This window comes from Actinomyces slackii, assembly GCF_900637295.1.
In the GTDB taxonomy this organism is placed as follows: Bacteria; Actinomycetota; Actinomycetes; order Actinomycetales; family Actinomycetaceae; genus Actinomyces; species Actinomyces slackii.
In genome coordinates this window covers 2759621-2782747 of sequence record NZ_LR134363.1, presented here as the reverse complement: position 1 = coordinate 2782747, position 23127 = coordinate 2759621, and the positions used below count along the sequence as shown (strand labels likewise).

Here is a 23127-nt window from a genome sequence, read left to right as displayed (position 1 = left end):
ATTGCATGACATCGGTGCGTAAGGCTTGGGTTTTGACTGCGATCAGTGCAGAATCCAGCCTATGGGCGCCATGATCATTCCCCTTGCCATCGTCTCCGCGGTCGGGCTACTCGTTCTCGGCCTGGTCGTCGCGGACCGCTACCCGATCAGAACCTGGCCCGCCCGCATTCGCGGCCTGGTCCAGGATGCTCGCAACAAGGATGAGGATGACGTCGAGGTGGTGTCCCCCGAGGCCCGTCTCAGTGATCTCATGACCCGGGAGGGCCCCTCGGCCTACACCCGCACGGAGTCCTTCCAGGGCCTGGTCGACGTCGTTGACAAGGCCCTGGACACCACGGAGCGGGCCACGGGCTCGGCCCGGACCCGGGCCCAGGAGTTCGAGGCACGGCGCCAGGAGGCGCGCAGGGCCAAGGCCAGGTCGCCTCAGCACGGCAAGGCCGTCGAGGGCTGAGGGGCGCGTCGATCCGGCACCCATGGGCGCCCCGCTACTGGCACGGGGTTGAGGCGCCCCGACCCGTTCCCCCACGCCATCGGCGCTGATCGTGCATGATGAGGCCATGGACCTGATCCTCATCGTTATCGCAGTCCTCGTCGTCCTGGCCCTGGCCGGGGGCCTCTGGCTCTACGTCGGGCGCAGGCAGGGCGACCTCCCCGAGGACCTCAGCGCCCACAAGCCCACCAGCATCGAGGATCTCTTCCCCCAGGAGGGGCAGGAGGGTCAGGCCGCCGAGGAGGTCGGGGAGCGAGAGGAGCCCGGCGCCGAGCCCGAGGCCCGGCCCGCGGCCACGACCGCCACTCTGGAGTCCCCCGAGTCCATCCCCGGCCGGATGCAGCGCCTGCGGGCGCGCCTGGCCGGTGCCGGCGGCTTCGGCAAGGCCGTGCTGTCGGTCCTGTCGCGCGGCGATCTCACCGAGGCCGACTGGGAGGAGATCGAGGACACTCTGCTGACCTCGGACCTGGGCATCGAGGTGACCACCCAGCTCATGGAGGAGCTGCGCACCCAGGCCAAGGTCCTGGACACCTCCGACCCTCAGGCCATCCGCGCCGTCCTGCGCTCCGAGCTCCTGGCCCTGGTGGACCCCGACCTGGACCGCTCCGTCAACCTGGAGCGCCCTGCCGCCGCCGAGGGGGCGGAGATCGCCGGCACTCCGGCCGCGGCCATCCTCATGGTCGGGGTCAACGGCACCGGCAAGACCACCACCTGCGGCAAGCTCGCCCGCGTCCTGGTCGCCCAGGACAAGAGCGTCGTCATGGGCGCCGCTGACACCTTCCGCGCCGCCGCCGCGGAGCAGTTGAGCACCTGGGGCCAGCGCGTGGGCGTGGAGGTGGTGCGCTCCGAGCGGGAGGGGGCCGACCCCGCCTCGGTGGCCTTCGACGCCGTGCGCACCGCCGCTGAGCAGGAGGCCGACGCCGTCGTCGTCGACACCGCCGGCCGCCTGCAGAACAAGGCCGGCCTCATGGATGAGCTGGGCAAGATCAAGCGGGTCATGGAGAAGGTCGCCCCCGTGGGCGAGGTCCTGTTGGTCCTGGACGCCACCACCGGGCAGAACGGCATGCGCCAGGCCCAGGTCTTCGCTGAGGCCGTGGGCATCACCGGCATTGTGCTGACCAAGCTCGACGGCACCGCCAAGGGCGGGATCGTCGTGACCGTGCAGAAGGAGCTGGGCGTGCCCGTCAAGCTCGTGGGCCTGGGGGAGGGCGCCGACGACCTGGCCCCCTTCGACCCCGAGGGCTTCGTCGACGCTCTCCTGGGCTGAGCTCCCCACGCCGATCGCCGGCCCCGCGAGCTCCGCGGGGCCGGCGACGTGCTGTCGGGTCTGTCGGGTCTGAGGTCGTCACCGCCGCGACAGCGCCCGCAGGCAGATCGCCATACTCACGACCGTCCACACGAGCAGGATGATGAGATCTCTGGTCTGCCAGGTGTAGTCGCCCGAGGCCAGGCCGAGGCGCAGCAGGTCGGCCGCCGGGCGGATGGGAAGCCAGTCGTGGGCCGACTCCAGCCACCGGGGCAGGTGGGAGGCCGGGAAGGTGACGGGTGAGAACAGGAGGATGAAGAAGACCAGTGCCTGGGTGGCCGCCTGTGCGATCACGGGGCGCAGTGTCACCGCGATCGCGTAGCCGACCGCGGCGGACATGATGCTCACCAGCAGTGCCGCGCCGATGAGAAGCGGCCAGGTCGGGTCCAGGGACAGGTCGAAGCGCAGAAGTGCGACACCCATGGAGGCGGCGAGGCCTGGTAGCGCCACCACCATCCACACGGTCAGGTCGGCGGCCAGGAGGATCGGGCGCGGCACCGGCAGGGCGCGCATGTAGGCGAAGGTGCCATTATTGCGCGCCGTCGCCACGGCTTGGGGCACCATGACCAGCCCGACTATCAGGAGCTGGATGGTGGGAGCCCCCGTGGACATGTGCAGGGCCATGTCCGGAAGGTCGTCGATCCCGGGGATGAGCAGGGCGAATCCGAGGATGATCCCTGCCGCCATGAAGACCTGCAGCACGATGACGACGGGAAGCATCGGCCCGACAGAGAGCAGATTCCATCGCAGCACGGTGCGGTAGAGGCTCCAGGCGCCGGGATGACTCGCCGACGGACGGCGGCCCGCCTCCGCGGGTGCGGATGCGCTGGGGGCGGTGGATGGTGAGGCCATGGTGGTCATGCGGCGATCTCCTCGCTGGTCTTGTCCTTGTGGTCGGCCTCGGGCGCCTCAGTGAGGGCGAGGTAGGCGTCCTCCAGGCTGCTCGGGCTGAGGGTGTAGGTCTCGATGACGCCGGCCTGGCGCTGACCGGAGGCCCAGTCGACGCAGGCGACGGCATCCCCGGCAGGGATCGTGACCAGGAGCCTGCGGCCGGTGCGGACTGCTCGCAGCGGTCGAGTCGGGAGGGAGGGGATGGCGGAGGTCTCGGGATCCTGAGGGTTCGCCGTCGGGGAAGACGTGTCCAGGGGAGCCTGCGCTCCGGGGGTCAGGTGCAGCTCCAGCCGCAGGGTGCCCTCGCTGCCTCGCAGGCTCGCGGGCGTGCCGCTGGCGACCACCCGGCCGCGATCCAGGATGGTGACCTCATCGAGCACCTGGTCGGCCTCGATCACGTTGTGGGTCACCAGGAGGACCCCCGTCCCGGCATCGGCCCGCCGTCGCACGGCGTCCCACAGGAGTCGGCGGCGCGAGGCGTCGACGTCGTTGGTCGGCTCATCGAGGATGAGCAGTGGCGTGGGGGCGACGGCGGCCATGGCGAATCCGACGAGCCTGCGGATCCCTCCGGACAGCCCGCCGCCCTCGGGCAGGGCGCGGCGGGTCAGCCACGGCCCGTAGTCCAGCTCCTCGGCCAGGGCCAGGGAGGCGGCGCGGGCGTCGCGGGCGGACAGGCCCCGCATCCGCGCGGCGATCTCGACGGCGTCGCGCGGGGTCAGCCCGTCGATGGGGGACTGCGCCTGGGGCTGGAGCGCGACGGCGCGCCGCGCGGCGGCGGGGTGGGCGATGGCGTCGAGGCTTCCCACGCGGATATCCCCGGCGTCGGGCCGCAGCAGGCCAACCACCTGGGAGACGAGGGTGGTCTTGCCGGCGCCGTTGTGGCCCAGGAGGCCGACCACGCTGCCGGGCTCAACGCTCAGATCGATGGAGTCGTTGGCGGTGACAGCGCCGAAGCGGCGTGTCAGGCCGGTGATGGTCAAGCTGGGTGCATACCTGGATGAGGACATGATCACCTTTCAGATACTCGCGATATGTGGATACCGAGAGTATCTGAGTTGGTCTCGGGGCGCAATCCCTCGCCGCCGGTAGGATCGGCGGGTGAGCGATCTTCCCGACCCGATCAGCCGCAGGGACCGTCAGAGGCAGACCCGCGAGGCGATCATCTTCGCCGCCCGCGCCTCCTTCGCGCGCGACGGCTACCACGGTGCGCGGCTCGATGAGATCGCGCGCGCGGCGGGCTTCTCCAAGGGGGCGGTCTACTCCAACTTCGCCAACAAGGCCGAGCTCTTCCTCGCGGTCATGGACATGAACATGGAGCAGGCGCTGGCCACGGGGGCCAGGCCCCTGTTCGAGCTCAACTCGATGGACCTGTCCGGCGATGACGACGCGGTGCGCATGACTCGGAACTTCGCTCTGGCCACCCTGGAGTTCACGGCCGTCGCGGCCAGGGACGAGACCCTGAGCGCTGAGATGGCGCGACGCCTCGACCCCCTGATCACGGGCCAGGCCCTGGTCACCCAGGCGGTGCGGGCGGTTCACGGCCAGCGCGGCGTCACCGCCGAGGACGATCTCGACAGGGAGCAGGTCGGCGCCCTCCTGGCCGCCCTGGATCAGGGGGCGGCGGTCCTGGCGCTCGCCGGGAGCAGCGCCTTCGACGCCGGCCTCCTCGCCGCCGGCAAGGCGCGACTGCTTGCCCTGGGCGGCCTGTCAGCCGATGAGTTCTCCGAGCTCCTGGAGCGGGCCCAGCACCTGCCGCTGGTCGAGGAGCGCCTGGCGGAGTTCGAGCGCGACTGGCGCGCCGGTGGCGAGGAGGCGCCGGCGTAGTCCGCGCCGGCCCTGCTGACTCTGCCGACTCTGCTGACCCAGCCGACCGATCGGAAACACGCCCGACATCCCGGCCCGCGGAGTGTCACGCGCATGTCATCGCCGTGCAGTGGGCGGGCAACACCGGTGGCCTTGACTTCCCCTCGTGCGAATCCCGTCGCACCCTCTGAAGGGAGTCCCCATGGCACTCGACACCGGAGCCACCGCGTGGATGCTCATGAGCGCCTCACTCGTGCTGCTCATGACCATTCCCGCACTCGCCCTGTTCTACGGAGGCATGAGCCGGTCGAAGTCCGTCCTCAACATGATGATGATGTCCTTCGGCTCCACAGCCATCATCGGCGTTCTCTACGTCCTGTACGGATGGTCCATGTCCTACGGCGGCACAGACATCGCAGGGATCCTCGGCAACCCTCTGACCCAGCTGGGCCTTCGCGGCACCATGATGGATGACGGAGGCGAGTTCGTCCTCGACAGCCTCGGGGTGCCCGTCATCGTCGGCGTCGCCTTCCAGATGACCTTCGCGATCATCACCGTCGCCCTCATCTCCGGGGCCATCGCCGACCGCACCCGCTTCGGCGCCTGGATGAGCTTCGTGCCCCTGTGGGTCACCCTGTCCTACTTCCCCATGGCGCACATGGTCTGGGGCGGTGGAGCCCTGTCGGGCGAAGGCTGGTTCGCCTCGATCGCCGAGCCGATCGACTTCGCCGGCGGCACCGTGGTCCACATCAACGCCGGCATCGCCGGCCTCTTCCTGGCGGTGGCCATCGGCAGGCGTCGCGGCTTCGGAACCCAGCCGATGCGCCCCCACAACCTGCCCCTGACGATGCTGGGCGCCGGCCTGCTGTGGTTCGGGTGGTTCGGCTTCAACGCCGGCAGCGCCTTCACCGCGGACGGCAACGCGGGCCTGGCCTGGGTCAACACCTCGGTGGCAACCTGCGCCGCAGTGCTCGGCTGGCTGGCGGTCGAGCGGATCCGTGACGGTCACGCCACCAGCCTGGGCGCGGCCTCGGGCATCGTGGCGGGCCTGGTCGGCATCACGCCCGCGGCCGGGAGCCTGACCCCCGTGGGCTCCATCATCCTGGGACTGGTGGCCGGCGCCGTGTGCGCCGTGTCGGTGGGCCTGAAGTACAGGTTCGGCTACGACGACTCCCTCGACGTCGTGGGCGTGCACCTCGTCGGCGGGCTGGTGGGCACCGTCCTGGTCGGCTTCCTCGCCAAGGACTCCGGGCTGCTCTACGGCCACGGCCTCAGCCAGCTCATCGTCCAGGTGCTCGTCGCCCTCGTGGCAATCGTCTTCTCCCTGGTCATGACGGCCCTGTGCTGGTTCATCGTCTCGCTCATCGGGCAGGGGTGGCGGCTGAGCGCCGACGCCGAGCACATCGGGGCCGACAAGGCCGAGCACAGCGAGTCCGCCTACGAGTCCCTCACCGCGGGGCGCCTGGCCACCGTCTTGCCGCGGCGCGGCCACGCCCCGGGTTCAACCACCACCCCGTCCGCGAAGGAGTCCTGAGTCATGAAGCTCGTTACCGCCATCATCCAGCCCTACCAGCTCGACTCCGTGACCGCGGCCCTGGAGGCCGCCGGCCTCCACGGCGTGACCGTCTCCGAGGCCCAGGGCGCCGGCAGGCAGAAGGGCCACACCGAGGTCTACCGCGGCGCCGAGTACCAGGTGGACTACGTGCCCAAGCTCCGCATCGAGGTCCTCACCCCCGACGACGCGGCGTCCGACGCCGTGGCCGCCATCGCCGACGCCGCCCGTTCAGGGCGCATCGGTGACGGCAAGATCTGGGTGACCCACGTCGAGGAGGTGGTGCGCGTGCGCACCGGCGAGCGTGGTGAGGCCGCCCTATGAGGCCATCCGCTGCTCGGCCGCTCTCGCCGGCGCTGGCAGCGCGCCGCCACCCCCACCCCCGGCCCTGGACGCCCCAGGCGGGTCGGGGGTGGCGGCGCACCCTGAGCCAGGACGTCGAGGCCTCCATCGTCTCGCTGTGGGCCCAGGCCTGCGGGGCCGTCGGCCTCGTGGACGACGACGGCCTCGGGCACGCCGTCGTTCCCGGGCTGGCCCTGGCCTGCGTGGGATCCCTGGCCCGCCGCGAGACCGGCCCCGCCTCCGATCTGGACCTGGTCCTCCTGCACGCCCCGGCCTCCCCGGGCGCCGCCCGCGCGGCGCGCCTGGACGCCGCCACCGTCGCGGCCCTGGCCGAGCGCCTGTGGTACCCCCTGTGGGACGCCGGGATCGCCCTGGACCACTCGGTGCGCACCATCGAGCAGGTCCGCGAGGTCGCCGGCGGGGATCTGCCGGCGGCCGTGGGGATGCTCGATCTGCGCCACCTCGCCGGCGACGCGTCCCTGACCCAGGACTGCGCCGCGATGCTCCTTGGCGACTGGCGGCGCGCCACCCGCAAGCGCCTGCCCGACCTGGCCCGGGACGCGGCCGAGCGCGCCGAGATGGCCGGCGACCTCGTCACCCTCATCGAGCCTGACCTCAAGGAGGCCCACGGCGGCTTGCGCGACGCGGTCCTCATCGAGGCCCTGGCCGCCTCCTCGCTGGCCGACAGGCCCCACGGCCAGCTCGACCGCGCCGTCGACACGCTCCTCAATGCCCGTGATGCCCTGGCCCTGGTCACGGGCAGGCCCACGAGCAAGCTCCTCGCAGCCGCCCACGACGAGGTCGCCGAGCGGCTCGGCATCACCGGATCGGGCGGGTCGTCGGGCGGTGAGGAACCCCGCGACGCCCTTCTGAGAGGCGTCTACGAGGCGGGTCGTGAGGTCGCCTCCGCCCTGGACACCACCATGCGGGCTGCGCTGCGGGCGGCTCGACCGGCCCGGCGGCCGCTGACCCTCGTGCGCTTCGGCCGCCGCAGCGCACCGGTTCTCGAGAGCCCCGATGCGGGAGTGGCCATCCTGGATCAGGAGGTGGTCCTGTCCAACGACGCCGCGCCCGAGGAGGACCCGGTGCTGCCCCTGAGGGTGGCTCTGGTCGCCGCCTCGCGCCGCCTGCCGGTGGCTGCCGTGACGCGGCGCAGCCTGGCGCGCTGCCCGGTCCCCACCGCCCCCTGGAGCGAGCTGCCGGCCCGGCCCGGGGCGCAGGCCACCGCCCTGGACTTGTTCGTCGACCTGTTGGGAACGGGCAAGGAGCTCATCCGGGTCTGGGAGGACCTCGACCTGGCCGACCTGCCAGCACGATGGCTCCCCGGTTGGCGCGAGGCCCGCAATCGCCCCCAGCGCAACCCCATCCATCTCTACACCGTGGATCGTCACATGGTGCGCACCGCCGCCCTGGCAGGGGAGCTGCTCGACGACCCCGGTCTGTCCGAGAGCCTGGGCGCCGTCGGGCTGGCGGCCCCACAGGCGGTCGAGGCCCCGCAGTGGCGCCGATGCCTGCTCCTTGCCGCGGTCGTGCACGACCTGGGCAAGGCGCCAGGGGTCCTCGGGGAGGCCCACGCCGCAGCGGGAGTGGAGCGTCTGCCCGCGCTGTGGGAGGTCCTAGGCATTGCGGAGAGGGACGCCCAGGAGATCGCGCTCCTCGTGCGCCACCACCTGCTCCTGGCCACCGCGGCGGGACAGGCGCCCGGATGCGCCGAGGCGGTTGACGCCGCCCGCGAGGCGCTGGGGACCGGGCCGGCGGCGCTGCGACGACTCGCGCAGCTGACCGTGCTCACCGAGGCCGATGCCCGCGCGGCCGGGCCGCGGGCCTGGAGCCCATGGCGCGCCAGCCTGGTCGCCCAGTCCACAGCCGCTCTCGCCCGGGCCCTGGGGTGAGCCCGCCGGCGTCAGCGGTGAGCCGCTCGGCGTGAGGGGGCGCACGCCGCGAAGTGGGGACGGGCCGTCCCTCACCGGTATCCTGAGCAGCAGCCATGCCCACGGCGGGCGCACCACCGCCGTCCACGCCGTCGGGCGCTGTCACCTATCACCCGGCGCCACGGGCGCCCGAGGAAGGACACCGCGTGTTCGGCAACCTCTCCGACCGGCTCACAGCCTCCTTCAACCAGTTGCGCGGCAAGGGACGCCTCACCGAGGCCGACGTCGACGCGACGGTCACCGAGATCCGCCGTGCCCTTCTGGAGGCTGACGTCGCCCTTCCCGTGGTGCGCGCCTTCACCGCCGCTGTGCGCGACAAGGCCACCGATGCGGCCCGCTCCCAGGTGCTCAATCCCGGCCAGCAGGTCGTCAAGATCGTCAACGAGGAGCTCATCGAGGTCCTGGGCGGGGCCACCCGCGAGATCAACTGGGCGCCCAGCGGGCCGACCATCATCATGCTCGCCGGCCTCCAGGGCGCCGGCAAGACCACCCTGGCCGGCAAGCTCGGCCGGTGGCTGCGCGACCAGGGCAAGCGCGTCCTGCTCGTGGCCTCCGACCTGCAGCGCCCCAATGCGGTCACCCAGCTCGGCGTGGTGGCCGAGCGCGCCGGGGTGCATGTGTGGGCCCCCGAGCCCGGCAACGGCGTGGGCGACCCGGTGGCGGTGGCCCGCAGCGGCGCGGAGCACGGCCGGGCCAACGGCTATGACGTCGTCGTGGTGGACACCGCCGGGCGCCTGGGCGTTGACGCCGAGATGATGGACCAGGCCATCCGCATCCGCGACGCGGTCTCCCCCCACGAGATCCTCTTCGTCCTGGACGCCATGGTGGGTCAGGACGCCGTCAACACCTCGGTGGCCTTCCGCGACGGCGTGGGCTTCACCGGCGTGGTCCTGTCCAAGCTCGACGGCGACGCGCGCGGTGGTGCGGCGCTGTCGGTGCGCGGGGTCACCGGGGCCCCGGTGCTCTTCTCCTCCACCGGTGAGGGGCTGGGGGACTTCGAGCGCTTCCACGCCGACCGCATGGCCAGTCGCATCCTGGACATGGGCGACCTGCTGACCCTCATCGAGCAGGCCGAGCGCACCATGGACCGCCAGGAGGCGGAGGATGCCGCCGCCAAGCTCGCCAAGGGCGAGTTCACCCTCGAGGACTTCCTGGGCCAGCTGCGCCAGATCCGCAAGATGGGCTCGATGAAGAAGCTCCTGGGCATGATGCCCGGCATGGGCCAGATGCGCGACGCCCTGGAGAACTTCGATGAGCGCGAGGTGGACCGTATCGAGGCCATCGTCTGCTCCATGACCCCGGCCGAGCGCAAGGACCTGTCCATCCTCAACGGCTCGCGCCGCTCCCGCATCGCCAAGGGCTCGGGAACCACCGTCCAGGCGGTCAACGAGCTGGTCGATCGCTTCGAGCAGGCCAAGAAGATGATGGAGGCCATGGCCTCCGGCGGAATGGGCGGCCCGGGCGGGCCCGGGGGAGGGATGCCCGGCATGGGGTCCCTGCCGGGCATGGGCAAGCACTCCAAGGCTCGCCAGGCCCCCAAGGCCAAGAAGAAGGGCAAGGGCGGCAAGAAGGGGCGCTCGGGCAACCCCGCCAAGGCGGCGCGCCAGGCCAAGGAGGCCGCCGCCAGGGCCGAGCAGGAGGCGCCCGCGGCGCCGGCGGCCGGATCGGCCTTCGGCCTGGGCGGCTCCTACGGGATCATGCCCGAGGGCCAGCAGGCCGCCCCGCAGCAGGCCCAGCCCAGTGGCGATGAGGTCGCCGACGCCATGGCGGCCCTTCCCGAGGACCTGCGCCGGCACCTGGGGATCTGAGGGCCCGGCAGGACGTGAGGGCTACCGGGCCCGCTCAGGGCGTGACGGTGCCAGCCGGGGACGGCTTCGTCATCCCCGGCGGGCTGGTCGACGCGCACTGCCATATCGGGCTGGGGCCCGGTGGAGGTGTTGACCGCGCGACGGCGATGGCCCAGGTCAGAGCCGCAGCCCGGGCGGGGATCGGCCTCATCCGCGACTGCGGGGCGCCGACGGATACGCACTGGATCGACGCGCGGATCGATGAGGCGCTCAGCGCTGAGCGCGCTGACGGCGCGGAGCCCGCGATCCTGCCGCGCATCATCCGCTCCGGTCGGCATCTGGCCCGCCCCAGGCGCTACCTGCCCGGCTTCGCCCTGGAGCTGGACTCGCCCGGGGACCTGCCCAAGGAGGTGGCGCGCCAGGCGCGGGCCGGGGATGGATGGGTCAAGATCGTCGCCGACTGGATCGACCGCTCCGCCGGGGCCGAGGCCGATATCGCGCCGCTGTGGCCGGCCGAGGTCCTGGTTGATGCTGTGGCCGCCGCGCATGAGAACGGCGCGCGGGTCACGGCACACACCTTCAGCCGGGCGGCCCTGGGCCCGCTCATCGAGGCCGGCGTGGACTGCCTGGAGCATGCCACGGGCGCCGGTCCGGAGGAGATCGCCGAGATCGCGGCCCGAGGCATCGCCGTGACCCCGACCCTCCTGCAGGTAGACAACTTCCCGGCCTTCGCCCACCAGGCGAAGAGGTACCCCGTCTACGCGGCCACGGTCACCGCCCTGCATGCGGCTCATGACGAGCAGGTCGCCGCGATGCATGCCGCCGGGGTGCGGCTGCTGCCCGGCTCGGATGCCGGGGGCTCACTGCCCCACGACCTGCTCCCGCATGAGCTGCTGGCCTGGCGCCGGGCCGGCCTGCCGGACGCCGAGATCCTGCGCCTGGCCACCTCCAGCGCCCGCGAGTTCCTCGAGCCGGAGGGTGATGGCAGTGGTGAGGTCAGTGCGCCCGTCATCTACCCCCGCGATCCCGCCGAGGACCTCACCGCCCTGCTGGACGCTTTTGTCCACGGTGAACAACTTTAAGATTCTCCGCCTCCCGCCGCAATGACAAATACGCAGGTCAGAGCATGTTTCTCGTGGAGAGTGCCTGGCCGGAGGCGGCTAAAGTTGTTCACCGTGGACACAATCGGCGCGCGCGATCGATGCTCTCAAGGATGTCCGCAGAGTTGGGGGACGACTGCTGTGAGCCCCCCTCGAAGCGCTTTGAGATCCTCTCAAGGAGCTCAACGTTGCGATGACACCTGGCCTCCCGGGTCACCACGTCCAGAAGATAGGCCTGGAGGGACTCCCCACGCGCCCTCGCCCGTTCGGCAAGAGCATCGCGGACATCGTCGGGGACATTGCGGATCTGCAGTGCAACCATGCATGTATTCTGCATGCACTCCTGGAGTGAGGGAATGAGCGGCGGGATCTCGATGATGGCGTCGGCGTCCTCCTGCCTTGGCCCCACGGCAGCAGGACTGACAGTGCGCCGCTGTCAGCGCTGGGCGCGCTGGGATCCAGTGCTGTGCCAGGTCGCGTTGGCTCGCGGGCGACTCCGGCGGACGGCCTGTGAGGCCCGATAGGATGAGGCCATGACGACGACTCCAGGCGCCCGTGTCCGGCGCCTTCGGCTGGCGAACTACCGCAGCGTCGGCTCCTGCGACCTGGCGCTGGGGGACTTGGCGGTGCTTGTCGGGCCCAACGGTGCTGGGAAGTCGAACATCCTCGACGCGCTCGTCTTCCTCAAGGACGCGCTGACAACGAATCTGCGTGAAGCGACTGACATGCGAGGAGCGGATCAGATCGCCCTGCGGCTCTCAGAAAAATTGGATGCTCCACGCGTCACCATTGGCGTTGATATCGACGGGCTTCCGGATGGCCGTGCATGCGAGTATTCGATATCCTTCACCATCACGCCCACCATCGGGCCTGTCTTGAAGGTGCGATCAGAGACCTGTGTCGTGCGTGATGCGGGCGGTATGATCCGTGCTCATTTTGACTCCTCCGCAGGCGCGGTCGAGGTGGAGGGTACGACTGTCCCAGTTCCCGCCATCGAGGATGCTTCTCTTATCTTGGGAGCCCTGGCTGGGTATGAGGCGTTCGCTGCGGTTCGCAGGGCTCTTATTTCCACAGTTCTCAGTTCCCCGTATCCTGACTCGATTCGTCGGGTCGACCGTCATAAGGTGAGTGGTGAGCTTCAGATTGATGCGCGTAATCTTGCCGCTGTCCTGCATCGGGTTGAAGAGAGCATGCCGGATAGGAAAGAACTAATCGACGAGTATGTGCGACTCATCGTTCCTGGTGTTCGGCAGGTCAGTCCAAGGGAGGTGAGTGGATTCTATGCGCTAGATTTTGAACAAGAGGCGAGGGGGTCTGATGGGACATTCTCACTTCTCGCTGGGGTGATGAGCGACGGCACGCTCCGTGCGCTGGGCATCCTCACAGCTCTCTTCGCGCCCAGTGGCGACGGCACCTTCGGCCCGGTGATCGTTGAAGAGCCCGAGACCGCCCTGCACCCTGCCGCCGCAGGGGTGCTCTTCGACGCCATCCGCGAGGCCTCCACCATGCGGCAGGTCCTCGTCACCACGCACAGCGGCGATCTGCTCGATGCCGGGGATCTGGGGCCCTCCGAGATCTTCGCCGTCCGGGCCGACACCAGTGGCACACGCATAGGGTCTCTCGATGCGGGTGGAAGGCTCGCTCTGGAGGAGTCCCTCTTCAGTGCCGGCGAGCTCCTGCGATCCGACCAGCTCCAGCCCGCACCGGACACTCAGTCATGACCAGGATCGTTGCCTCCGTTGTCGAGGGTCATGGTGAGGTCAAGGCGCTCCCCGAGTTGCTGCGCCGAATCACAAACGAGGCGGGTATCTTCGATTCTCAGGTGGCCGAGCCTTTTCGACTGGGGCGTGACCATATGCGCTCCACCAAGGTTCGGGATGCTGTGAGGATGCAGTGGGCGAATATCAATCAGCGGGGAGGGATTGGCGTAGTTGTCGTTCTCTACGACTCGGACGACGATGATCCGCAGCAGTGTGTGAAGGCCACGCGGGAGGCGCTGGAGGGGCAGGAGGCCGTGGTCGCTGTCGCTGTCCGCGAGTACGAGGCCTGGTTCCTGGCTGGGATCGAATCCCTTCGCGATCACCGAGCTGTCAAGGACGATGCCGCGTACCCCAAGGATCCCGAGGCGAAGCGAGGAGCCAAAGAAGCGCTCCAAGAGCAGATGATCGAGAACTACGCCGAGACGCGGCACCAGGTCGCGTTCTCCTCGAGACTCGATCTTGATGCCACTGCACGACGCTCACCCTCTTTCGCGCGCTTCCGCGAGCAGTTCCTGGCCTCGCTCACAGCCGCCTGATACCAGGTCTCGCGCTGGCCCCGGGCCCCGGACGCCTACCGGGAGGAGATCTGAGTAACGACGTTTGATTCCTCGCACCAGCCGGTGCCATGAGGCCTCTCGGTAGGGACGGCGAGGCTTCGCACGGTGCCGATGCCATCGGTGCAATGGACGCCATGGATGTTAGCGCCTACAGCCTCCCATGATGATCGTCCTCAGCCAAGGCGTATTCGATTCTCCTGCCTGGCGCTACAGCCACCCGTGGCGGTCGGTGTTGCGGGCTCGCTCGGTCATGCGCGGCGCGAGGCATGTGAGCCTCTCGGCGTGCGAGGAGCGTCTCACGTGATTCGTGGCGGGTCGCTGTGGTTGGAGGGGAGCCAATCCCGGTAGAGAAGGCGGTCGGGGAGTCTGTTGGTCAGGTCGTCCCAGCGTCTGCGCCACTCGCGGCGCAGACGAGTGGGTTTCCAATCGGCTTCTCGGAGCTCGAGGGGCACAAGGGGGTCTGGTCGTAGTGCCCGTTCGATCGCATCGGCGAGGATGAGTTGAGCCCGAAGGATCGCCCCGGCGTCCGCCAGGTCTATGGCCGGTGGGCTGGAGAGCACCCGGTCAAGGTCTTCGTAGCCTGCCAGGAGAGGCTCCGGCGGCCACAGCATGGCCGCCAGCTCGCGAGGGTCACTCGTGCCCCCGATGCTGATGTCCGATGCGGTGATCGGCACGATCCGCCTTTGCTGCTCGGTGTCGAGAAGGTCGGTCAGGTCGTGCGGGCTGATGAACAGGCCCGTCGAGATCGAGACCGCACCGGCGTCAACGAGGATTCGACGGGTGGCGTCGCGCATCGATCGCTCGGCCTCCGGTGCGCTGACTGCCACCAGCCGCCAGCTCCCATCCCACGGGACGAGGCCCTCATCCTGTGCGAAGGCCAAGCGCAGAGCGAGGCGGTCCCGACGCAGTCGGTCCCGGCCGGCGTCGGTGAGCGCGACCGAGCCCTTGCGCCCCCGACCCGTCTGCTCGATCTGCCCGGCGGACACCATGCGCCGCAGGCACAGGCGCAGTGGCTGGTCGTCGATGCCCATGGCGTTGGCGGTGTCATAGATGACCCCCAGCCCAACCGCGCCGTCCGCGGGCAGGAAAGCCTCGACGATCGTGCGCGGCGAGATCGAGGATGAATCAGTGGCCATGCCCTGGTCCCCTTCCGTGTGCGTCTGCAGGCAACGAGCAGCACACCACTAATCTATCATGTAGTCTACGAACGTGAGGAGAGCGAGAGGTAGGTGGCGTCGGCGCCTGCTCCACATCGCGGTATGCGTATGCGTCATCGTCGCTGTCCTGGCCGGTGTGGCGCTGATTGGCAATGACTTCCGGTTCCGTCTGCAGCACCTCCAGGTACTCGTCGGGGATGAGAGCCTCGAGGCTGTGCTCACCATGCCGACTGGCACGCCGCCCCGTGGTCTCGTCGTCATCATCCATGGCGACGGGCCCATCGATGCGGACAACGACGGGCTCTACTTCCCCTGGTTCGAGGTGGCCGCCGATGCCGGGTATGCGACTCTGTCCTGGAGCAAGCCCGGCATCGCCGGTTCGGACGGGAACTGGCTCGACCAGAGCATGGAGGATCGAGCGGCGGAAGTCTCCGCGGTGATCGACTGGGCCCGTGGGCGAGCCTCCATCCCGACCGAGCGCATCGTGCTGTGGGGTGCCAGCCAGGCCGGTTGGGTGCTCCCCAAGGTGGCGGCCTCACGCGATGACATCGCTGCGGTGATTGCTCTCAACCCCGCCATCAACTGGCTGCGCCAGGGGCGCTACCACCTCCTGGCCGAGCTCGACCACAACAGCGCGGGCCAGGCCGAGCGCGATGAGGCGATCCGATGCAGCGAGCAGACTCGCCGCCTCCTCAAGCAGAAGGCGGATTACAACACCTACCGGGCGACCACCTGCGACCCTGAGCCGCTGACCGAGGATCGCTGGCGTTTTGCGATCCGGAACTACGCATCCGATGCCACCGATGACCTCGTGGCGATGGGCGGCGAACAGGTGCCTGTTCTCCTCATGCTGAGCACGCACGATCGACATGTCGACGTCTCGGAGACAGCCGCCACCTACACGAGCATTCTCGGGGCCAAGGCGACGGTCCAGTACTTCGATGCGGCCCACACGATGGCTCGCCCGGCCGTGGAGGACTCAGAGCTCCTCGGACTCGTCATCGCTGTTCTGTGGCCCCGTGCGCTCATGGCCGACAACTCCCTGGCCGCCTACCGCGACTACCTCGAGGCCCTGCCGTGACATCGCCGGCTCACCCGACCGGCGCTACAGCCACCCGTTGCGCTCGGCGGTGCGGGCGGCCTCGGTGCGATTGCGGGCGTGGGTCTTGGCGATCGCACTGGACAGGTAGTTGCGCACCGTCCCCTCGCCCAGGTGCAGGCTCGCCGCGATCCCATGGGCGTCGTCGCCCCGGGCCGCCAGGCGCAGCACGTCCTTCTCCCGGTCGGTCAGCGGATTGGGGCCCAACAGCACCGACTCCTAGGTGTACTTCCTTGGGAGGTTGTGAACGGGGTGGGTGGTGAGTGAGGGCCTCCGGCAGGATGTGGGTTGTCAATGCTCGCATCACTGAACCGGAGGCCCTCATGGTCCACGCTAACTCGCCTTTGACGCCTGAGGGGCGTCGACGTCTCGCTGTTCTGGTCGTCGAGGAGGGCTGGCCGCTGCGGCGAGTCGCTGAGCGCCTACAGGTCAGCCCGGCCACCGTCAAGCGATGGGCCGATCGCTACCGGGCCGGCGAGGCGCTGATCGACCGCTCCAGTCGACCCTCCACCTCGCCGGGGCGCCTGCCCTCCAAGACCGAGCGGCGGATCATCGCTATGAGATTCACGCGCCGCTGGGGACCGCACAGGATCGCCTATCACCTGAATCTGCACCGCTCCACAGTCGGGCGGGTCCTGTCGCGCTACCGCATGCCCCTACTGGCCCACATCGACCAGGCCACCGGGCTGCCTGTTCGCCGCCCGGCGCCGGCGCGCTACGAGAAGAAGCGCCCCGGGCAGCTGGTGCATCTCGACATCAAGAAGCTCGGCCGCATCCCACAAGGAGGCGGGTGGAGAGCCCACGGGCGCGGCTCGGCGGCCGACAAATCCTCAGGCCGGGCCCGCGACCGCGCCGCCAGGAAGGGCGCCAGCCCCTCACGCGGCTACCGCTACCTCCACCACGCCGTGGACGACTACTCCCGGGTGGCGTATTCCGAGATCCTCGACGATGAGCGCAAGGAGACCGTAACCGCCTTCTGGAGGCGCGCCAGCGCGTTCTTCGCGGACCTGGGGGTGGGTGTCAGCGCCGTGATGACCGATAACGGTGCCTGCTACCGCTCCGCAGCATTCAACCAACTGCTCCAGGACACCGGGATCAAGCACCGCTACACCCGCCCCTACCGCCCCCAGACCAACGGCAAGGTCGAGCGCTTCAACCGCACCCTGGCCACCGAGTGGGCCTACGCCAGGCCCTACACCAACGAGGCCGAGCGAGCCGCCGCCTACAACGACTGGCTCCACCACTACAATCACCACCGACCCCACACCGGCATCGGAGGCCAAACCCCATCACAACGCGTACACAACCTCACGGGGAAGTACACCTAGGCCAGGGTCGGGTCGATGACCCGCAGCCCGCCATGGATGCGGCGGATGGCGTCGGCCAGCTGCTCGGGCGGGGTGTCCTTGACCAGGAATCCGCTCGCCCCCGCCTCCAGCGCCCGGGACAGATACCCCGGGCGCCCGAAGGTCGTGACGATGAGGCTGCGGCACCCCAGTCCCGAGGCGGTCAGGGCCGCAGCGGCCGCCAGGCCATCGCCGTCGGGCATGTCGATATCCAGCAGCGCCACATCGGCGCGCTGCTCGCGGGCAGCAGGCACCACCGCACTGCCGGTGCCCACCTGCGCCACCACCTCCAGGTCGGCCTCCAGCCCCAGCAGCGTGGCCAGGGCCCCGCGCACCAGCGCCTGGTCATCGGCGATGAGCAGGCGGATCACACCGCCTCCAGTGCTCTTCGCGCTCACAGCACAACCTCCATCTCCGTGCCCGGGCCCTCCTGCCCGCCCATGCCGGGGCCCGACGGCGCAGGACTGACCACCCGCAGTCGGCCGCCGGCCGCCTCCACGCGCCGGCGCAGGCCCCGCAGCCCATTGCCGGCAGGCGCCCCCGCCAGGCCACGACCATTGTCAACCACGTGAAGGCGGCCCGCAGCGATGGCCACCCGCACGCGCGTGGCCGCGGCGTGCCGCAGAATATTCGTCGTGGCCTCCCGCAGCGCCCAGGAGATCAGCTCGCGCTGGCCCAGGGGGACATCCCCAGCGGCACCGGAGATCTCCGCGTCGATCTGAGCGGCGGCGAAGGCCGTTCGGGAGGACTCGACCTGGCTGGCCAGGTCCGGTGTGCGCAGCCGGGTCACAGTGGCCCGCACATCCGCCAGGGCGGCCCGCGAGAGCTCGATGACCTCGGCCAGCTCCCGCTCGGCGGCCTGCGGGTCCTGCCGCAGGAGCCTCTGGGCCACCTCAGCCTTGAGGGTGAGCACCGTCAGGGAGTGCCCGAGCAGGTCATGCACATCCCGACTGATCTCCTCGCGCTCCGCCATCGCTGCCTGCTCCCGGGCCCGGTGGGCGCGCTGCTCCTCCTGCTCGGCGTAGAAGCGGGAGATGACCACGAAGCCCGAGGAGAGAAGGCATCCCAGCGTGAAGTACAGGAACTGGGGGTCGAGCGCGGTGGCGGGCAGGGCGATGAGCAGGCTGGTCACGCACAGGCACGCGCAGGCCATCAGGCCGGTGCGCAGCCTCATGGTGAACAGGAGGACTGCGCAGAAATAGGGCAGAAACAGGGGGAAGTACCAGGTGATCGCGATGATCGCCGTTCCCGCGCAGATAGCCAGCAGGACAAGTGGTCGCAGCGCAGGGGTCATCTCCTGGCGCAGCGTGGACTGGGTCGGCACGCGGGTGAAGTCCACGCGCTTGGCGATGAGGCTGATCTCGATGACGTAGATGACCCCGAAGGCCGTCATCCCCACGGTCCCCAGGGCCTTCGCCCACGCCGGGGCCGGGGAGCGCAGGAGGAAGGCGATCGCCGGGATGAGGAAGCCGACCCAGATCGAGGACTGCACATCGACGCCGAGCCAGCCGGCCGTGCCGGGCCAGGTCCGGCGCCAGTCCGACCAGCTCGCAGGCAGGGCCGCCTGGGCGGGAGAGGCGCTCATCACCGGCTCGTCCCCCGGCGGCGGGAGACCAGGCAGATGGCGGCGAGGAGGAGTGTCCACGCTGCGAGGTTAGCGACCTGGAGCCAGGGGCTCTCGTGGACGGGGCCCGTGGCGGTGTTGATGAGGTCCTCCATGATGGGGCGCTGCGCCAGGGTCGCCGCACCGTAGAGCGGGGTGTAGTGGGCGATGGTGAGCAGCGTCCCGGAGATCGGCATGAAGATATTGGCCAGGAAGGCCCACACCGTCACCGAGGCCGCCGCCGTGCCCACCGCCCCCTGGGAGGGGAACCACATGCCGATGGCCAGGCCGTACAGAGCGAAGGGGACGGTCGGCAGCAGGCAGCCCAGGAAGGAGCTCGCCCAGATGAGCGGGTTGTCGCAGCGCGCCCCTGTGAGGGCCCCGGCGATGAAGAGCACGGTGGTGGGCACCAGTGACAGCAGGACCGCCGAGGCGGACTTGACCAGGTAGTAGGAGCGCATCCCACCGGGAGTCAGACCCATCTGGCGCCCCCAGCCGCCGGCCAGCTCGACGGCGCTGCTGCCGGCCACGGTCGTGGCCGCCATGGCGGCGCTGAAAGCCGCCATGTTGACCATGACGACGCCGGACACGTTCCCCCGCCCGGCGTCGATGTCGCCGTAGGAGGTCATCGCACCGAAGAGGAGGTACATGCCCAGGGGCATGACGATGATGAAGATGATCGTGTCCGCCCTGAGCACCGTTGTGCGCAGCTCGGTGAGAAGGTAGGGGATGAGACTGGGGCGCTCGGGGCGTCTTGCGGCCCCGGCGCCCCTGGCGGTCGGGGAGGGGGAGTGGGACCCGGTGGTCCTGGTGGTCGTCGTGGTGCCGGCGGTGGTCATGATGGTCTCCAGAAGGGTCGTGGGTGGTCTGTGTGCTGGGGCCAGGACGGCTCAGTCGGTCCGCCGAGCGGTGCCGGTGACGTCCCCGGTGCCCTTGACGTCTTCGACGTCCTCGCCGTCCTTGACGAGCTCTGCGAACACGTCGTCCAGGCTCAGTGCCGTGATCCCCAGGTGGTGGGCGGGGGTGCGGGTCAGCAGCAGGCGGGCGACGTCGTCGGGTGCGGTGGTGCGGATCTCCACGTGCTCGCCGTGGACCGCCACGTCCGCCAGCGTGCCGCGCACCGGCGCCAGCTCCGCCTCCAGCTCTGCGGCACCTGCCAGGCCCGGCCAGGTGGCGGTGATGATCGTGCCCTGGCCCAGGGCGCGGACCTCGTCCACGGAGCCCGAGGCGACGATGCGCCCGCGGCTGATGATGACGATCCGGTCCGCGAAGTCCGCGGCCTCCTGCAGGTAGTGGGTGGCGAAGAGGACCGCCTTGTCCCCGGCGGTGCGCTCGCGGATCGCCGCCCAGAAGGAGCGGCGTGCCGTGACGTCCATGCCGGCCGTGGGCTCGTCGAGCACCATGAGGTCGGGATTGCCCAGCAGCGCCAGGGCCAGGCGCAGGCGCTGTCGCTCGCCGCCGGAGCATTTGGCGACCTTGCGCCCCAGGACCGGGGTGATCCCGGCCAGGTCCAGGACGGAGGGGATGTCATGGCGGCCCCCCCTCATGGCGGCGACCACCTGGAGCGTCTGGCCTACCGTGTAGTCGGGCAGGAGCCCTCCCTCCTGGAGGATCGCCCCGGTGCGCAGCTCGCTGGCGGCCTGGCCGGGGCTGCGCCCGAAGACCCAGGCGGTGCCGGCGTCGGGGGAGGAGAAGCCGAGGACGATGTCAAGGGTGGTGGATTTCCCCGCGCCATTGGGCCCCAGGAAGGCCACGATCTCTCCGGGGTCCACGCGCAGGTCGATGCCGTCCACCGCGCGCAACGCGCCGAAGCTCTTGACCAGGCCGGTGGCCTCGATGGCCGGGCCTGCTGCGGGGATGGGGCCTGCGGCGCTGCTGGGTGCCAGTGCTGTTGTGCTCATGGCACCAGGCTGCGCGTGTGGGACGATATGCGGCACTGAGCCCTGTCACCGTCTGGGAATGACACATGTCATCGCCAGCGCCGGCCCGCCAAGGAACGGACGCCGCAGCGTGGTGCGCCAGGGTCTCGGCTAGTCTCACGACGTTCACCATGGAACCGGACAGACGGGATCCCCCTCATGCCCATCGCCACGCCCATCGCGCTCCCAGCGGCGATCGCCGCCGCCTCCGATGCGTCCCTGACCGAGCGCCTGACGGAGTCTCTGGCCGCTTTCGAGGGCTTCGTCTCGGGCAAGATCCTCGTGTGGATCCTGCTGGGAGCAGGCCTTCTCCTGACCATCGGGACCCATGGGGTCCAGTTCAGGCTCTTGGGCCGCAGTGCTCGCCTGGTCCTGCACTCGCGTCATCAGCGCGGATCCCTGTCGAGCTTCCAGGCCTTCGTCATCGGCCTGGGCGGACGGGTGGGCACCGGCAACATCGCCGGCGTGGCGCTGGCCGTGACCATGGGCGGCCCCGGCGCCCTGTTCTGGATGTGGGTGGTTGCGCTGCTGGGCATGGCGACGTCCTTCGCCGAGTCCACCCTCGCCCAGGTCTTCAAGGTCCGCAACGCCGATGGGATCTTCCGCGGCGGCCCCGCCTACTACATGCAGCGGGGCCTGGCCATCGCCGGCCATGGCGGCCTGGGGCGGGCCATGGGCATCGTCTTCGCCGCGATGCTCATCTTCTCCTACGGGCTCGTCTTCCCCATGGTCCAGTCCAACACCATCGCGGCCACGCTCGGCTCGTCCCACGAGGTGTCGACCACGGTCACGGCGATCGTCCTCATGCTCGTGACCGCGCCGATCCTCCTGGCGGGCATGCGCTTCGTGGCCAAGGTGACCGAATGGCTGGTGCCGATCATGGCCCTGGCCTACCTCATCGTTGTGGCCGTGGTCGTCCTGGTCTCCCTGCCGCGGATCCCCGGCGTCTTCGCTGACATCTTCGCCGGCGCCTTCGGGCTCAGGCCCGGCCTGGCCGGCGTGGGCGGTGGCCTGTTCGCCACCTTCCTCAACGGCACCAAGCGCGGCCTGTTCTCCAATGAGGCCGGGCAGGGGTCCTCGCCCAACGGCGCGGCCACCGCCGACGTCGCTCACCCCGTGGTCCAGGGCCTCATCCAGTCCCTCGGGGTCTTCATCGACACGATCATCATCTGCACCGCCACGGGCCTGACAGTCCTGCTGGCCTCGCCGTCCATCTACACCCCGGGGGTTCAGCCCGAGTGGGCCGAGACCACCCTGGTCCAGCAGGCACTCGCCGACGCCCTTCCCGGCGGCTGGGTGGTGTGGTTCATGACCTTCGTCGTGGCCACATTCGCCTACTCCTCGGTGCTGGGCTACTCGAACTTCGCCGAGATCAACCTCAGCTACCTGGGCGGGGGGCGCGGAGCCGGTGTGGTCCTGCGCCTGGCGATGACGGCGGCCACGGGCCTTGGCGCCATCGTCGCCCTCGACCTGGCCTGGACCATGGCCGATATCGCCCTGGCGCTCATGACCATCCTCAACCTCGTGGCCGTTGTCTGGCTGAGCCGGTGGGTCTTCGCCGTTCTGCGCGACTACGACCGCCAGCGCGCCGACGGCGTGGAGGAGCCGGCCTTCATCGCCGAGCGGGCCGAGCTCCCCGGAGTCCTTGAGGGCGATATCTGGACGGCGGACAAGGCCGCAGCCCGCGTGGCGACCCTTCGCGAGGAGGCCTGAGGCGCAGGCGGACGGCGGGTCCCCAGCCCGGCCCGCGCCGGAGCGCCGTCGCCGACCGGGGCGGGACCTCATGGTCTGTGGGCGATCTCGCATCGGTTGAGCGGCGGCCGATCCGATCGCCGCTGGCCGCTCACGGTGCGCCTCTGGCAGAATAACCGGCTGTACTCGACCGGACGTCGGCCCCTCTCCCGGCCCCGGTCGCGTCTCGGCTCACGCCGGACACCGTTGCTTGACCCCACCGGGGAGCGGCGCGGGCCAAACCATCCAGAACCAGGAGTTCAACCAAGTGGCAGTCAAGATTCGCCTCAAGCGCATGGGCAAGAAGTTCGCCCCCTTCTACCGGGTCGTCGTCCTCGACTCCCGTAAGAAGCGCGACGGCCGTGTCATCGAGGAGATTGGTCTGTACGACCCGATGCAGGAGCCCTCGCTCATCCGCATCGATTCCGAGCGGGCCCAGTACTGGCTCGGCGTGGGCGCCCAGCCCACCGACGCCGTCTTCAAGCTGCTGAAGATCACCGGCGATTACCAGGCCTTCAAGGGCCTGCCGGGTGCCGAGGGCACCCTGAAGGTCAAGGACGCCGACGCCTCCTCGCTCGCCAAGGAGGCCGCCGTCAAGGCGGCTGCCGAGGATGCCGAGAAGCGCAAGGCGGCCGCCGCCCAGGCCAAGGAGAAGGCTGACAAGGAGGCCGCTGAGGCCGCCGCCGCAGCCGAGGCCGAGGCCCCCCAGGAGGAGTCCGCTGAGGACGCGACCCCGGCCGAGGAGGCCTGAGC

21 protein-coding genes and 2 pseudogenes are annotated in these 23127 nt (G+C 70.0%); 14 read left to right on the top strand and 9 right to left on the bottom strand.

The features are described from left to right. The first annotated feature begins 61 nt into the window (after nucleotides 1-61). Together EL266_RS11480 and ftsY are read left to right on the top strand one after the other, a co-directional pair. Nucleotides 62-451, top strand: a complete 390-nt coding sequence (locus tag EL266_RS11480) for a hypothetical protein (RefSeq protein ID WP_232012026.1) — start codon at nucleotides 62-64, stop codon at nucleotides 449-451. A gap of 106 nt (nucleotides 452-557) precedes the next feature. Continuing rightward, entirely contained in the window at nucleotides 558-1757 is a 1200-nt protein-coding gene (gene ftsY, locus EL266_RS11475) for a signal recognition particle-docking protein FtsY (protein WP_026427936.1), read from the top strand. A gap of 78 nt (nucleotides 1758-1835) precedes the next feature. Here ftsY and EL266_RS11470 read toward each other — a convergent pair whose 3' ends face one another. Together EL266_RS11470 and EL266_RS11465 are read right to left on the bottom strand one after the other, a co-directional pair. Further along, the gene (locus EL266_RS11470) at nucleotides 1836-2657 is read right to left on the bottom strand and encodes an ABC transporter permease (protein WP_051281429.1); all 822 of its coding nucleotides are present in this window, start codon (nucleotides 2655-2657) and stop codon (nucleotides 1836-1838) included. Further along, a complete protein-coding gene (locus EL266_RS11465) occupies nucleotides 2654-3694 on the bottom strand; it encodes an ABC transporter ATP-binding protein (RefSeq protein WP_026427934.1) in 1041 nt (346 codons plus the stop codon). Before EL266_RS11465 ends, EL266_RS11470 begins: the two co-directional genes overlap by 4 nt. Nucleotides 3695-3785: 91 nt before the next feature. Here EL266_RS11465 and EL266_RS11460 point away from each other — a divergent pair, with 91 nt between their 5' ends. The 6 genes from EL266_RS11460 (at nucleotide 3786) to EL266_RS11435 (ending at nucleotide 11184) form a co-directional block, all read left to right on the top strand. After that, nucleotides 3786-4511 (top strand): TetR/AcrR family transcriptional regulator, encoded by a 726-nt coding sequence (locus tag EL266_RS11460; RefSeq protein ID WP_026427933.1) that lies wholly within the window; start codon nucleotides 3786-3788, stop codon nucleotides 4509-4511. A 181-nt stretch (nucleotides 4512-4692) separates the two neighbouring features. Continuing rightward, a complete protein-coding gene (locus tag EL266_RS11455; protein ID WP_026427932.1) occupies nucleotides 4693-6024 on the top strand; it encodes an ammonium transporter in 1332 nt (443 codons plus the stop codon). Nucleotides 6025-6027: 3 nt separating this feature from the next. Continuing rightward, a complete protein-coding gene (locus EL266_RS11450; protein ID WP_026427931.1) occupies nucleotides 6028-6366 on the top strand; it encodes a P-II family nitrogen regulator in 339 nt (112 codons plus the stop codon). Next, nucleotides 6363-8276: a [protein-PII] uridylyltransferase family protein gene (locus EL266_RS11445; RefSeq protein WP_051281428.1), complete on the top strand. Its 1914-nt coding sequence runs from the start codon at nucleotides 6363-6365 to the stop codon at nucleotides 8274-8276. The genes EL266_RS11450 and EL266_RS11445 overlap by 4 nt, the downstream gene beginning before the upstream one ends. A gap of 185 nt (nucleotides 8277-8461) precedes the next feature. Then, nucleotides 8462-10123 carry a signal recognition particle protein gene (gene ffh, locus EL266_RS11440; protein WP_026427930.1) on the top strand — a complete coding sequence of 554 codons (1662 nt, stop codon included), beginning with the start codon at nucleotides 8462-8464 and terminating at the stop codon, nucleotides 10121-10123. Nucleotides 10124-10164: 41 nt separating this feature from the next. After that, nucleotides 10165-11184, top strand: a complete 1020-nt coding sequence (locus tag EL266_RS11435) for an amidohydrolase family protein (protein WP_051281427.1) — start codon at nucleotides 10165-10167, stop codon at nucleotides 11182-11184. A gap of 88 nt (nucleotides 11185-11272) precedes the next feature. Here the strand turns inward: EL266_RS11435 and EL266_RS11430 are convergent, their stop codons facing one another. After that, nucleotides 11273-11524: a FitA-like ribbon-helix-helix domain-containing protein gene (locus EL266_RS11430; protein ID WP_034515660.1), complete on the bottom strand. Its 252-nt coding sequence runs from the start codon at nucleotides 11522-11524 to the stop codon at nucleotides 11273-11275. Between the two features lie 211 nt (nucleotides 11525-11735). Between EL266_RS11430 and EL266_RS11425 the strand changes: the two genes are divergently transcribed. Next, nucleotides 11736-12923 (top strand): AAA family ATPase, encoded by a 1188-nt coding sequence (locus EL266_RS11425; RefSeq protein WP_034515642.1) that lies wholly within the window; start codon nucleotides 11736-11738, stop codon nucleotides 12921-12923. After that, nucleotides 12920-13498: a DUF4276 family protein gene (locus tag EL266_RS11420; RefSeq protein WP_026427928.1), complete on the top strand. Its 579-nt coding sequence runs from the start codon at nucleotides 12920-12922 to the stop codon at nucleotides 13496-13498. Before EL266_RS11425 ends, EL266_RS11420 begins: the two co-directional genes overlap by 4 nt. 317 nt (nucleotides 13499-13815) lie before the next feature. Here EL266_RS11420 and EL266_RS11415 read toward each other — a convergent pair whose 3' ends face one another. Beyond that, complete coding sequence (locus EL266_RS11415; RefSeq protein ID WP_034515640.1) at nucleotides 13816-14655, bottom strand: PaaX family transcriptional regulator; 840 nt, start codon at nucleotides 14653-14655, stop codon at nucleotides 13816-13818. A gap of 73 nt (nucleotides 14656-14728) precedes the next feature. Here EL266_RS11415 and EL266_RS11410 point away from each other — a divergent pair, with 73 nt between their 5' ends. Further along, nucleotides 14729-15757 (top strand): alpha/beta hydrolase family protein, encoded by a 1029-nt coding sequence (locus tag EL266_RS11410; RefSeq protein WP_197719245.1) that lies wholly within the window; start codon nucleotides 14729-14731, stop codon nucleotides 15755-15757. A gap of 24 nt (nucleotides 15758-15781) precedes the next feature. On the opposite strand, the pseudogene EL266_RS11405 reads toward EL266_RS11410, so the two are convergent. Beyond that, nucleotides 15782-15994, bottom strand: a pseudogene (locus EL266_RS11405) (response regulator transcription factor); the annotation flags it as partial. A 104-nt stretch (nucleotides 15995-16098) separates the two neighbouring features. Between EL266_RS11405 and EL266_RS11400 the strand changes: the two are divergent. Continuing rightward, nucleotides 16099-17103, top strand: coding sequence for an IS481 family transposase (locus EL266_RS11400; RefSeq protein ID WP_126412346.1), 1005 nt, complete (start codon nucleotides 16099-16101; stop codon nucleotides 17101-17103). Here EL266_RS11400 and EL266_RS11395 read toward each other — a convergent pair. The 4 genes and pseudogenes from EL266_RS11395 to EL266_RS11380 form a co-directional block, all read right to left on the bottom strand. After that, a pseudogene (locus tag EL266_RS11395) lies at nucleotides 17103-17492 on the bottom strand (response regulator); the annotation flags it as partial. The gene EL266_RS11400 and the pseudogene EL266_RS11395 sit on opposite strands and share 1 nt — an antisense overlap. Nucleotides 17493-17515: 23 nt before the next feature. Beyond that, on the bottom strand, nucleotides 17516-18706 hold the full coding sequence (locus EL266_RS11390; RefSeq protein WP_084500576.1) for a sensor histidine kinase: 1191 nt from the start codon (nucleotides 18704-18706) through the stop codon (nucleotides 17516-17518). Next, nucleotides 18706-19563 carry a hypothetical protein gene (locus EL266_RS11385; protein WP_026426580.1) on the bottom strand — a complete coding sequence of 286 codons (858 nt, stop codon included), beginning with the start codon at nucleotides 19561-19563 and terminating at the stop codon, nucleotides 18706-18708. Before EL266_RS11385 ends, EL266_RS11390 begins: the two co-directional genes overlap by 1 nt. A 51-nt stretch (nucleotides 19564-19614) precedes the next feature. After that, on the bottom strand, nucleotides 19615-20625 hold the full coding sequence (locus tag EL266_RS11380) for an ABC transporter ATP-binding protein (RefSeq protein WP_051281032.1): 1011 nt from the start codon (nucleotides 20623-20625) through the stop codon (nucleotides 19615-19617). 177 nt (nucleotides 20626-20802) lie between these two features. Here EL266_RS11380 and EL266_RS11375 point away from each other — a divergent pair, with 177 nt between their 5' ends. Then, nucleotides 20803-22356: an alanine/glycine:cation symporter family protein gene (locus EL266_RS11375; protein WP_084500578.1), complete on the top strand. Its 1554-nt coding sequence runs from the start codon at nucleotides 20803-20805 to the stop codon at nucleotides 22354-22356. 286 nt (nucleotides 22357-22642) lie between these two features. Next, the gene (rpsP, locus tag EL266_RS11370) at nucleotides 22643-23125 is read left to right on the top strand and encodes a 30S ribosomal protein S16 (protein ID WP_026426582.1); all 483 of its coding nucleotides are present in this window, start codon (nucleotides 22643-22645) and stop codon (nucleotides 23123-23125) included. Nucleotides 23126-23127 lie beyond the last annotated feature (2 nt).